We start from the raw sequence: 11,232 nt of genomic DNA, 5'->3' as shown, positions 1-11,232 counted from the left end.
GCGCACGTCGCCAGCTCCCGTTCGAGAGGTTGAGGACCCATGCCAGAACAGCCGTCCGGTGAGATCGGGTGACGAGGTCGAAGCACATCGAGTCGGATACCGAACCAGATGAGGACACCGCTATCGAGGATCGGGTGACAGAGCCGAAGTTGACCGAGTCGAGTACCGAATCCGCTGACGCCGTGTCCACCGATGGTGGGGTGCGCCGCACCGTGCTGCCCGGTGGCCTGCGCGTGGTCACCGAGCACGTGCCGGGTGTGCGTTCGGCCTCCATCGGGGTGTGGGTAGGCGTCGGTTCGCGCGACGAAGGCCCCACCGTGGCAGGCGCCGCGCACTTCCTCGAACACCTGCTGTTCAAGGCGACACCGACGCGCACCGCCCTCGACATCGCGCAGTCCATGGACGCGGTCGGCGGCGAACTCAATGCGTTCACCGCCAAGGAACAGACCTGCTACTACGCCCACGTCATCGACGAGGACCTGCCGCTGGCGGTCGACCTGGTCTCCGACGTGGTGCTCAACGGGTTGTGCCGCGCGATCGACGTCGACGTGGAGCGCCAGGTGGTCCTGGAAGAGATCGCGATGCGCGACGACGACCCCGAAGACCTGGTGGCCGATTCCTTCCTCACCGCCATGTTCGGCGACCACCCCATCGGCCGCCCGGTGATCGGCAGCGTCGAATCCATCGAGAACATGCAGGCCGCACAGCTGCGCGGCTTCCACCAGCGTCGCTACCGACCCGAGCGCATGGTGGTCGCGGTGGCGGGCAACGTCTCTCACGATCGCGTCGTGGAACTGGTGCACCGCGCGTTCGGACCCCATCTCGACACCGCCGCCGAACCCGCGCCGCGTCGCGAGGGGAAGTTCCGCGCCCAGAGTGCCCCTGGACTGATCAGGATCAATCGCGACAGTGAACAGACCCACCTCGCCTTCGGCGTGCGGGCTTTCGGCAGGCACGAAGGCCAGCAGCGCTGGCCGCTGTCGATCCTCAACACGATCGTCGGCGGGGGCCTGAGTTCGCGTCTGTTCCAACGCATCCGGGAAGAACGCGGCCTGGCGTACTCGGTGTACTCGAGCGTGGACACCTTCGCCGACACCGGCTCGTTCTCGGTCTCGCTGGGCTGCCAGCCCGAAAACCTCGGCCAGGTGACGACATTGGCGCGCGATGTGCTCGACGACATCGCGGCCAACGGTGTCACCGACGCCGAATGCGCCAGGGCCAAGGGCTCTTTGCGCGGCGGACTGGTACTCGGTCTCGAGGACTCGGCATCGCGGATGAACCGCATCGGCCGCAGCGAACTCAGCTACGGCAATCACCGCAGCGTCTCGGCCACCCTGGCCCGCATCGACGCCGTGACCACCGAGGAAGTCAGCGACATCGCCGCCACCCTGCTCGCCCGCCCCTACGGTGCGGCGGTATCGGGGCCGTACCAGCGCACCCGCGACCTGCCCGCCTCGGTGCGAAAGCTCGTCGAGCGCTGAGCGATTCGGCTCGGGGAGCCGAACGACAGGGGGGAGGGGATCGGTCATGCCGGTGCAGGTGGCGCTCGAGCGGGCGCGCGTGGCCCAGGAGATCGGGCGGATCGAGGAGGCGCGGCGGATTCTCGGGACGGCGCTGGCGGACGCGCCCGACGACCCGCGCGTGCTGGTCGGGCTGGCGGACATCGCCTACGACCTCGACGAGTTCGACGACACCGTGCGCTTCGCCGGACAGGCGCTGCACGCCGATCCCGATTTCGCCCGCGCGCACCAGCTGGTGGCGATGGCCTACCCGATGCGCGAGGAGTGGGACCTCGCGCTGGAGCACGGCCACACGGCCGCCCGCCTGCGGCCACACGATGCGGGAACTCTGCTGTTGCTGGCGTGGTTGTACAGCAACGGCCCACGCAAGGACCCGGACCGGGCGCGCGCGGCGGTGGTCGACGCGGTCGCGCTGGCGCCCGACGACGCCTTCGTCCACTGTTCGGCGGCCGAGACCTACCAGCGGCTCGTCGACCTCGACGGGGTTCGGCGCCACATCACGGCCGGGCTGGCAATCGACCCGCTGCACGTCGACCTGCTGCGGATGCAGGCGCGAGCCGAATTCGAAATCGGTGGTTTCGACGGTGGTCGCGAGGCCGCCATCGCGACCCTGCGCGGCCTCCTGGCCGACGCGCCGACCGATACCGCGGCGCGGCGGCTCCTCGCCGAAGTGCACTGGCGGGCACTGCTCCGACTGGCGGCGTGGGTCTGGGCTTTCGCGGGTTGCTGTGCGGCCGTGGCGATGTGGGCGCCGCCGATCGTGTTGCGAGTGGTCTCCCCGATGATGTTCGCGGCCCTGCCACTCGCCTGGTACGGGGTGTTTCGCAAGGTGCGCAAGCAACTACCACCGGGTTATCTGCGGGCCAGGGTGGCGCGACGACCACGGGTGCTGCTGGCGCTCGCCGCGGTGGCGGTATCGGGCTTGCTCGTGGATCTGGGTGCGATCGCGACGCGGTCGGAATTCGCCGGACTGGTACGGCTGGGGTGCGTACTGCTGGTGCTCGGCGCCTTCGGTGCCGCCTTCGGGCATCTGCTGCTGTTCACGGCGTGGATGCGGCGTGGTCTCGATGATCCCGATCCCGACGACGGTCTGGACTTCACACTGACCCAGATCGTCGTACTCGGCATGTTCGTGGTCCCGTTGGTTGTCGTCGCGGCGTTCGTGCGGGGGTGGGCGCGGCAGCCCGCGGTGTTCGGTGCGCTGGTCGCGGTGCTCGGCGTCGTGCTGGTCACCCTGCTGATCGAGGCCGGGATCACGGTCTGGCTCGACCGGCGCGCGTTCCGCCACACCTGGGGGATCGGGGTGCTCGCGCTGTGCGTCCTGGTGCTGCTGGCCGGGGCCGGCCTGGCGGTGCGGTGGGGTGGCGGCGAGATCGTCGGCGGAGAGGTGCGCGGGCGGGAATCGGTGGTGGTGCCGCCGACGCCGACGACTACGCGTCGCCCGCTCCCCACGATCCCGAGCCGATTGCTGCAGACGCCGATCAGGCCGCTACCGAGTAGCGGGGAGCCGCGCTAGCTCACGCCGAGTGCGTGCCGGCGCGGTTCGCGGCGTCGACGATCGAGCCGAGCAGGCCGGGGACGGCGTGCTCGACGGCCTCGGTGCGCAGGTTCTGGTAGGTCTGGCCGTCGATGGTCAGGCGCTCGATCAGGCCCGCCTCGCGCAGGATCTTGAAGTGGTGGGTCGCGGTGGATTTGTTGATCGCGTCGTAGAGGGCCGCGCAGCGAATCGGGGCGGCGGCATTGCTCAGACGACGGACCATTTCCAGGCGGACGGGGTCGTGCAGGGCGCCGAGGACGGTGGGGAGCGCGGCGACGGGTATGGTCGGCGCCGGGGAAAGATCTTTAGCCTGTGTCATGATTTACCTCACTCGCGGGTTTGATACTCATCATACTCGGCGTAGCGTGAGGCTCGTTCGATGATGATCAAACTCTGCTGATGGGGACTGCTGTGGCAGCGACAACGATGGTGCCGGTCGAGGCCGGGCAGCGCTGGGCGTACGGGCTCGTCCTGGCCGCGAGCGCGGTGGCGCTCGGGGTTTCCGGGGCGCCCGCTCCGCTCTACGGGATCTATGAGACCGAGTGGCATCTGTCGCCGCTGACCACCACGCTGGTCTTCGCCGTGTACGCCTTCGCGGCGCTCGGCGCGGTGCTGGTCTCCGGCCGGATCTCCGACGTGGTCGGCCGCAAGCCGGTGATGATCGGCGCCTTCGCCACCATGATTCTCGGGCTGGTCGCGTTCCTGCTCGCCGATTCGGTGCCGATGCTGTTGCTGGCCAGAGCATTACACGGGGCGGCCGTCGGGGCCACCGTCGTCGCGGGCGCCGCGGCACTGCTGGATCTGCGGCCCGAGCGTGGAGCGCGTTCCGGGCAACTCAGTGGCGTCGCGTTCAATGTCGGCATCGCGGTCGCGGTCCTGGGCACCGCGGTCCTCGCGCAGTACGCGCCGTCGCCGCTGCGCACCCCGTATGTGGTGATCGCGGTGGTGTGTCTGGCCGCGGGAGCGGGCATCCTCGCCCTGCGTGAACCGCACACCACCCGCGTGAAGGCGCGCATCACCATCGCGAAACCCTCGGTGCCGCACGAGATCAAGGCCGACTTCTGGTTCTCCGCGATCGGCGTGATGGCCGCCTGGTCGGTGCTCGGCGTGCTGCTGTCGCTGTATCCGTCGCTGGCCGCGGCCGAGACCGGCATGCACAACCTGGTCTTCGGTGGCGTCGTCGTCGCGGGCACCGCGCTGGTCGCCGCCGTGGTCCAGCTGTTCGCCACCCGTGTTCCGGCCCGCCGCGCCGCGGTGATCGGCGACCTCGGCATGGCGGCGGCGCTGCTGGCCACCATCCCGGCGCTGGCCACCAAACAGCCCGCGGTGGTGGTGCTCGCGGGACTGGTGCTCGGCGCCACCTTCGGGCTCGGGTTCGGTGGATCGCTGCGCCATCTGTCCGAAGTCGTTCCGCCGCATCGCCGTGGCGAGACGATGTCGGCCTTCTACCTGCTGGCCTACTCCGCGATGGCGTTGCCGACGTTGGCGGCGGGCTGGGCGGCGACGACCTGGGGGATCGCGACGGTGTTCCCGTGGTTCATCGTGATCGTTTCGGTGGCCTGTGTCGGTGCCGCGCTGTTGGGTCTGCGCGGGATCCGGGCCGGCGCGAAATCGGCGTAGAGCACAGGCCGGTCCCGAGGGAATCGGGACCGGCCTGCGTGGTCACTCGGGCCAACCGCCGTACGGAACGGTGATCAGTTCCAGGAAGTGGCCGTTGGGGTCGAGGAAGTAGACGCCACGACCCCCGTCGTTGTGATTGATCTCGTTGACCCCGTGTTGCTGGGGGTCGGCCCAATGGTCCAGTTTGTAGCGCTGGATCTTGGCGTAGGCCGCATCGAACTCGGCCTCCGAGACCAGGAACGCGTAGTGCTGTGGCTGGATTTCGGAAATGAAAGGCGGAACCTTCGCGAAATCGAAGGCCGCTCCGTGATCGAGGGCGATCGGAATGAACGGCCCCCACTGTTTTCCTATGTCCAACCCGAGGATGTCCGCCCAGAACTCGGCGGTTTCCCGATTATCGCGACATCCGACAATGGTGTGATTGAACTGCACTGACAGGGGATTTCTCCTTGTTCGTGATGGCGCCGACCCTGGGCACGGTACGAGGCGGCCGACAGGAGCACCATCACCGAGATCGAGGTTAGCGACAGATCCCGGAACCTGTAAAGAGCTCTCGCGGTAGCGTCGCGAGCATGAAGATTCGTGGAGCCGTTCTGGAACGGATCGCCGACCCGGCGCCGTTCGCCGATTCACAGCCGATCACCGTGTGCGACCTGGAATTGGCCGAACCGGGACCGGGCGAATTGCTGGTGCGGATCGAAGCGGCCGGACTGTGCCACTCGGATCTGTCGGTGGTGGACGGCAATCGGGTGCGCCCGGTGCCGATGCTGCTCGGCCACGAAGCCGCGGGCATCGTCGAATCGGTGGGCGCCGGTGTCGTCGATGTGACGCTCGGGCAGCGGGTCGTGATGACGTTCCTGCCGCGCTGTGGTGACTGCGCGGGCTGCGCGAGCAACGGGCGCACGCCGTGTGGGCCGGGCAGTGTGGCCAACAACGCGGGCGAACTGCTCGGTGGCGGGCGACGGCTCACCCGCGACGGCGAGCAGGTCCAGCACCACCTCGGCGTCTCCGGCTTCGCCACGCACGCGGTGGTGGATCGGCGTTCGGTGGTGCCTGTCGACGACGACGTGCCGCCCGAAGTGGCCGCGGTGCTGGGCTGCGCGGTGCTCACCGGCGGCGGCGCGCTGCTCAATGCGGCGAAACCCGGTGCGGGAGATCGGATCATGGTGGTCGGGCTCGGTGGCGTGGGGATGGCGGCCGTGCTCGTCGCGGTCTCGCTCGGTCTCGGTGAGGTGATCGCCGTCGATACCGTTCCCGAAAAGCTGGCGCTGGCACGCGAATTCGGTGCGACGGTGGTGTGCACGCCGGGCGAAGTCGCCGAGCAAGGGGTGCTGGCCGAGGTCGTGGTCGAAGCGGCGGGCAATGTTCGCGCGTTCGAAACCGCCGTCGCCGCAACGGCGCCCGGTGGCGTCACCGTGACGGTCGGCCTGCCCGCTCCCACGGCCACCGCCACGATCTCGCCGCTGGCGTTGGTCGCGCAGGGCCGCACCATCATCGGCAGCTACCTCGGCTCCGCGGTTCCCGCCCGCGACATTCCCGAATATGTGCGGATGTGGCGCGCGGGCAAGCTGCCGCTGGAGCGGCTCGTCTCGGCCCGCATCGGCCTCGACCAGGTGAACAAGGCGATGGACGATCTCGCGGCGGGCGCGGCGCTGCGGCAGGTCATCGTCTTCGACTGACGCCTCGCCCGGCTCGATGGCGTGAGGTCGGCGCCGCGGCCCCGTCGGCTGCTCGATAGGCTTGCCCGAGCAAGCTGAGTCGAGGACGAGGAGATGCGGTGACCATTCGGGTCGGAGTGCTCGGAGCACGCGGCAAGGTCGGGCAGGCGATCTGCGCGGCGGTGGAGGCGGCGCCCGATCTGGAGCTGGTGGCGCAGGTCGACAAGGGCGACGCGCTCGAGGCGTTCACCGAAAGCGGCACGCAGGTGGTCGTCGATTTCACCCACCCCGATGTGGTGATGGGCAACCTGAGGTTCCTGATCGCGAACGGCATCCACTCGGTCGTCGGTACCACCGGCTTCGACGAGGCCCGACTCGCCGAGGTGCGCGGGCAGCTGGCACAGCGGCCCGAGGTGGGCGTGCTGATCGCGCCGAACTTCGCCATCGGCGCGGTGTTGTCGATGCGCTTCGCCGAGCAGGCGGCACGTTTCTTCGACTCGGTCGAGGTCATCGAGCTACACCACCCGAACAAGGCCGATGCCCCCTCCGGCACCGCCTACCGCACCGCCGCGGTGATCGCCGCGGCCCGCGCCGAGGCCGGGGTCGGGATCAGCCCCGACGCCACCACCACCGAACTCGAGGGTGCTCGCGGCGCCGACGTGGACGGTGTGCGGGTCCATTCGGTGCGACTGGCCGGGCTCGTCGCCCATCAGGAGGTGCTGTTCGGTACCCAGGGCGAGACCCTGACCATCCGCCACGACTCCATCGACCGGTCCTCGTTCGCGCCGGGCGTGCTGCTCGGGGTGCGCGAGATCGCCGGGCGACCGGGTCTGACCGTCGGGCTCGACCCGTTCCTGGATCTGTGAGCGACTCCGCCGACCGGCGACCTGATCGGCAGGTCCTGAAAACCGTTGCGGTCGTGGCATTTCTGGTCGTCGCGCTGCTGTTCTACTTCGTCCGGCTCGGTGGTCTCGCCATCGCCTACATCGCCGACGGCGGGTTCGCGGGTATCGCGATCGGCATCGGCATGCTGCTGCTGCCCGTTGTCGGTAGCTGGATCCTGTGGGCGACGTTGAGCGCGGCTTTCGCGCATCAACGGCTGGCTCGGCGTATCCACGAGGAGGGCCTCGAGGTCGACACCTCGGAGTTGCCGCGCCGACCCTCCGGCCGGATCGAACGCGACGCGGCCGACGCGCTGTTCGCGCGGATCAAGACCGAATGGGAAGCCGACCCGGACAACTGGCGCTCCTCCTACCGGCTGGCCCGCGCCTACGACTACGCAGGCGACCGCGGCCGCGCCCGCGACACCATGCGTCGCGCGGTGGCGCTGGAAAAACTGGAACGCGACCCAGGAGAGTAGCGAGCCCATGGCCCGGTTGCTGATCATCCACCACACCCCCTCCCCGCACACCCAGGCGATGTTCGAAGCGGTCCTCGCCGGAGCGAGCGACCCGGAGATCGAGGGGGTCGAGGTGATGCGCCGGGCCGCGCTGGCGGTGACCGCCGTCGACGTGCTCGAAGCCGACGGCTACCTGCTCGGCACCCCGGCCAACCTCGGGTACATGAGCGGTGCGCTCAAACACGCCTTCGACACGATCTACTACCCCTGCCTGGACTCCACCCGCGGGCGGCCCTACGGGGTCTACCTGCACGGCAACGAGGGCACCGAGGGGGCCGAGAGCAGCGTGGAGCGGATCACGACGGGCCTGGGCTGGCAGCGCGCCGCCGACGCGGTGGTCGTCTCCGGGCCGCCGAGCAAGGCCGATCTGGAGAAATGCTGGGAACTCGGCGCGACCATCGCCGCCGGTCTGATGCAGTAATCGATCCGCCGGAGCGGGCCCGCCCCGAATATTGGTGGGCTGACAGGCGGGCACGGGATGCGGTAGAACTCGAGACCGACGTGTTGCGGGTTGGCCGCGGTGGGTGTTCTTCAGATGGGGAGTGGTCGGTGAGCGAGTTGGAGCAGACACGCACGGTGCGACGGGTCGGGCTGGTGGAGGACCACGAGTCCGTGGCGATCGGATTGGCGGCCATGCTCGGCCCCGAACCCGACCTGGAACTGGTGGCGGTGGCCGAATCCGTCGCCGGGCTGCTCGCCGAGACCGCCGAGCTCGATCTCGTCGTCCTCGACCTGCGCCTGCCCGACGGGTCGACGCCCGAGGACAATGTCACCGCGCTGCGGGAACGCGGCATCGAGGTGCTGGTGTTCACCGGCGCCGACAACGCGTTTCTGGTCCGCTCCGCCGCCAAGGCCGGTGTGCTCGGCGTGCTGCGCAAGTCGGAGAGTGTGGCGACGGTGGTCGAGGCGGTGCGCCGGGCCGCCTCGGGCGAGCAGGTGGTGACCACCGACTGGGCCGCGGCCATCGACGGCGATCCCCAGCTCTCCGACGTCGGGCTCAGCCCGCGTCAGGAGGAAGTGCTGATGCTGTACGCCTCGGGGGAGAAGGCCTCGCGGGTGGCTCGGCTGACCGGTCTGTCGGAACAGACCGTCAACGACTACCTCGGCCGCATCCGGCAGAAATACGCCGACGCGGGCCGGCCCGCCCCGACCAAGACCGATCTGTACAAACGGGCCGTCGAAGACGGGTGGTTGCCCGTGCCGGAAAGGCAGCAGCGCACGTGAGTGACCTCGCGGTCGCGACGGCGCCCGCACCGGTCGGCGATGTCGAATTCTCGCGGGCGGCGACCGAACAGATCCTGCGCAGACTCGGGTTGGTGATCGGAACCGGCGCCACGATCGTGATGGTGCTGGAACTGCCCGCGGTGCTGGTTCAGCCGATCAACCAGTCGATCTGGCCGGAACTGCATCTGGTGGCCGCGTATGTGATGTTCGGGGTGCTGGCCCTGGTGTCCACGCGCGGCCCCGCCGAGGCGATCCGGCGCACCGCCGCCGTGGCCGCGGTGTGTTATCTCGCGGCGACCTTGGCGACGCCGCTGGTGTATTCGGTCGTGCACAACGGCTCGTTCGCGTCATGGCCCTACCGCGGGTTGGCAGTGGGCGTGATGGCCGCCGGGCTGGCGTGGCCCCGGCGCGGTGCGGCCGGATTCGGCGCCCTGCTCGTAGTGGCGACCAGTGTGTCCAATGCCCTTGTCGTGCCCGGTAGTTCGATGTGGGCGCTGTTCGGCGACATCACCAGGGGACTCGGCGTGGCGGCGCTGTTCCTGTGGTGCGTGGTATACGCGCGCGCCGCCGCCGAACGTGTCGACAAGGAAGCGGTCCGTCAGCGCAGCCGAGCGGCGGCGGTCGCGGCGACGTCGGCCAGGGAACGCGAGGGCGCGCGCTTCGCGGCGCTCATCCACGACGCGGTGCTCTCGACGCTGCTGGAAGCCTCGCGGGCGCAGGAGTCCTCGTCGGTGCTGCGAAATCAGGCCGCGCGCACCCTCGAGCAGCTCGAACTGTCGCGGACCGCGCCCGAGATCGACCACCTCGACGCCGCCGCGACGATCGAATTCCTGCGTGAGGCGGTGCGTGAGGCGGAGTCCGAGATTCCGGTGCAGGTGTCCTCGCGCCGCGCGGCGGATCTGTGCCTGCCGATCGAGGCCGCCCAGGTGCTCGGGGCCGCGCTCTCGGAGGCGGTGCGCAACAGCGTGCGCCATGCCGACGTCGCGGGTCGGACGGTGCGACGTGGGGTGTCGGTGACCATCGCGACCGGGGGCATCCGGGTGGTGTTCTCCGATGACGGCGCCGGGTTCGACCCGGCGCGGGTGTCGGCCGACCGGATGGGGATCGCGGGCAGCATTCTGGGCCGGATGCGCGCGCTCGCCGGCGGCGCGGCGTTCGTGGAATCGGCGCCCGGCGCGGGAACCGTGGTGACTCTGGTGTGGGGTAGTTGATGGTCGAGCGTGATCTGCCGTTCGCGATGCGCGACTTGTTCGGCCTCAGCGACGGCACGGCATGGCTGTTCGTGGTGATCTTCGAAGCCACCATCGTGATGTATCTGCGGGTGAATTTCGATATCGCGCCGCCCGCGGCCGCGTTCGCCGCGTTGGCGCTGATGACCGTGGCGGCGCTGGTGGTGCTGGTGTTCCCGGTGGATCCGCTGCCGTGGCCCGTCACGATCTTCGTGGCGTCCGCGGGGCCCGCGGCGATGGCGCTGACCGTGCCGTGGCTCGAGAGCGGCTCGGGGTTCGCCCACCAGATGTGGACCGCCTATCCGACGTCGTATCTGCTGGCGATGCTGGTGCTGCGCGGGCGGATTCTGTCGGCCTGGGTGGGGGTGGCGGCCGCCGCGACCGTGCTGGTGACGATGGGCGTGTTCACCAGTTGGCATCCCGAAACCGTGGTGCGCGCGCTGACGCCGGTGGCCACGGTCGGGGCGGTGACGGTGTTCATGTCGATCGTGCGGCCCACCCAGCGTTCGCTGCGGGAACTGCGCAGCGAGGCCAATCGCCGGGCGGCGACCGAGGCGGCGTTGGCCGCGGCCAACGCCGAGCGTGATCGTCAACTGGGGGCGCTCGACCGGGTGGCCGGGCCGCTGCTCGCCCGCATCGCGGCGGGGATCGAGCTGACCGAGACCGAACGCGAACAGTGCAGGCTGCTCGAAGCCGAACTGCGCGACGGTCTTCGGGCGCCGCAACTGGTCACCGACCGGCTCAGCGCCGCGGCGCGCGCGGCCCGATCGCGCGGGGTCGAGGTCACCCTGCTCGACGACGGCGGCTTCCTCGGCGTACCGGAGTGGGTGCGCCACAACGTGATCGAGGCCGCGGTCGACGAACTCGACATGGCGGGAGCGGGCTCGGTGACCGTGCGAGTCCTCCCGGTCGGTCGACGCTGGGTGGCGACCGTGCTGGCTGCCGCGCCGGGCGGGGATCGACGGACCGAGATCGACACCGCGGGCGAGGTTCAGGTCTCCACCTGAGCGCCGAAAACCTGTCGGACCCCTGTGTCAGGCTGAGG

12 protein-coding genes are annotated in these 11,232 nt (G+C 69.7%); 10 read left to right on the top strand and 2 right to left on the bottom strand.

Translation table 11 applies throughout. The annotated features are described in order from the left end of the window. Positions 1-149: 149 nt before the first annotated feature. Together OHS03_RS18890 and OHS03_RS18885 are read left to right on the top strand one after the other, a co-directional pair. Positions 150-1,481, top strand: coding sequence for a M16 family metallopeptidase (locus tag OHS03_RS18890; protein ID WP_328664301.1), 1,332 nt, complete (start codon positions 150-152; stop codon positions 1,479-1,481). A 46-nt stretch (positions 1,482-1,527) separates the two neighbouring features. Next, on the top strand, positions 1,528-3,036 hold the full coding sequence (locus OHS03_RS18885) for a tetratricopeptide repeat protein (RefSeq protein ID WP_328655878.1): 1,509 nt from the start codon (positions 1,528-1,530) through the stop codon (positions 3,034-3,036). Position 3,037: 1 nt separating this feature from the next. Here OHS03_RS18885 and OHS03_RS18880 read toward each other — a convergent pair whose 3' ends face one another. Next, positions 3,038-3,376: an ArsR/SmtB family transcription factor gene (locus OHS03_RS18880; RefSeq protein ID WP_328655875.1), complete on the bottom strand. Its 339-nt coding sequence runs from the start codon at positions 3,374-3,376 to the stop codon at positions 3,038-3,040. An 80-nt stretch (positions 3,377-3,456) separates the two neighbouring features. On the opposite strand from OHS03_RS18880, the gene OHS03_RS18875 reads away from it, so the two are divergent. Next, positions 3,457-4,677, top strand: a complete 1,221-nt coding sequence (locus OHS03_RS18875; RefSeq protein ID WP_328655873.1) for an MFS transporter — start codon at positions 3,457-3,459, stop codon at positions 4,675-4,677. Positions 4,678-4,719: 42 nt separating this feature from the next. Here OHS03_RS18875 and OHS03_RS18870 read toward each other — a convergent pair whose 3' ends face one another. Then, entirely contained in the window at positions 4,720-5,115 is a 396-nt protein-coding gene (locus tag OHS03_RS18870) for a VOC family protein (protein WP_328664299.1), read from the bottom strand. Positions 5,116-5,249: 134 nt separating this feature from the next. Here OHS03_RS18870 and OHS03_RS18865 point away from each other — a divergent pair, with 134 nt between their 5' ends. The 7 genes from OHS03_RS18865 (at position 5,250) to OHS03_RS18835 (ending at position 11,194) form a co-directional block, all read left to right on the top strand. Then, positions 5,250-6,356 (top strand): alcohol dehydrogenase catalytic domain-containing protein, encoded by a 1,107-nt coding sequence (locus tag OHS03_RS18865; protein ID WP_328655871.1) that lies wholly within the window; start codon positions 5,250-5,252, stop codon positions 6,354-6,356. A 98-nt stretch (positions 6,357-6,454) separates the two neighbouring features. Continuing rightward, positions 6,455-7,201 (top strand): 4-hydroxy-tetrahydrodipicolinate reductase, encoded by a 747-nt coding sequence (gene dapB / locus OHS03_RS18860; RefSeq protein ID WP_328655869.1) that lies wholly within the window; start codon positions 6,455-6,457, stop codon positions 7,199-7,201. Between the two features lie 53 nt (positions 7,202-7,254). Next, positions 7,255-7,695, top strand: coding sequence for a hypothetical protein (locus OHS03_RS18855; protein ID WP_405147632.1), 441 nt, complete (start codon positions 7,255-7,257; stop codon positions 7,693-7,695). 7 nt (positions 7,696-7,702) lie between these two features. Beyond that, positions 7,703-8,155 carry a flavodoxin family protein gene (locus OHS03_RS18850; protein WP_328655865.1) on the top strand — a complete coding sequence of 151 codons (453 nt, stop codon included), beginning with the start codon at positions 7,703-7,705 and terminating at the stop codon, positions 8,153-8,155. Between the two features lie 128 nt (positions 8,156-8,283). After that, complete coding sequence (locus tag OHS03_RS18845; RefSeq protein WP_301901940.1) at positions 8,284-8,958, top strand: response regulator transcription factor; 675 nt, start codon at positions 8,284-8,286, stop codon at positions 8,956-8,958. Next, positions 8,955-10,169, top strand: coding sequence for a sensor histidine kinase (locus OHS03_RS18840; protein ID WP_328655863.1), 1,215 nt, complete (start codon positions 8,955-8,957; stop codon positions 10,167-10,169). Before OHS03_RS18845 ends, OHS03_RS18840 begins: the two co-directional genes overlap by 4 nt. After that, positions 10,169-11,194, top strand: a complete 1,026-nt coding sequence (locus OHS03_RS18835) for a DUF8320 family protein (protein WP_328655861.1) — start codon at positions 10,169-10,171, stop codon at positions 11,192-11,194. The genes OHS03_RS18840 and OHS03_RS18835 overlap by 1 nt, the downstream gene beginning before the upstream one ends. Positions 11,195-11,232: the final 38 nt, after the last annotated feature.

The sequence above is a fragment of the Nocardia salmonicida genome, assembly GCF_036142455.1.
GTDB classification, from domain to species: Bacteria; Actinomycetota; Actinomycetes; order Mycobacteriales; family Mycobacteriaceae; genus Nocardia; species Nocardia salmonicida.
The sequence above is the reverse complement of the archived record's forward strand: the minus strand, read 5'-3'. Positions and strand labels throughout refer to the sequence as shown.

Bases quoted from the DNA above. Each gene is read 5' to 3' on its own strand.
- OHS03_RS18885 (WP_328655878.1), top strand. From the start codon at position 1,528: ATGCCGGTGCAGGTGGCGCTCGAGCGGGCGCGCGTGGCCCAGGAGATC.
- OHS03_RS18880 (WP_328655875.1), bottom strand. From the start codon at position 3,376: ATGACACAGGCTAAAGATCTTTCCCCGGCGCCGACCATACCCGTCGCC.
- OHS03_RS18875 (WP_328655873.1), top strand. From the start codon at position 3,457: ATGGGGACTGCTGTGGCAGCGACAACGATGGTGCCGGTCGAGGCCGGG.
- OHS03_RS18865 (WP_328655871.1), top strand. From the start codon at position 5,250: ATGAAGATTCGTGGAGCCGTTCTGGAACGGATCGCCGACCCGGCGCCG.
- OHS03_RS18850 (WP_328655865.1), top strand. From the start codon at position 7,703: ATGGCCCGGTTGCTGATCATCCACCACACCCCCTCCCCGCACACCCAG.
- OHS03_RS18835 (WP_328655861.1), top strand. From the start codon at position 10,169: ATGGTCGAGCGTGATCTGCCGTTCGCGATGCGCGACTTGTTCGGCCTC.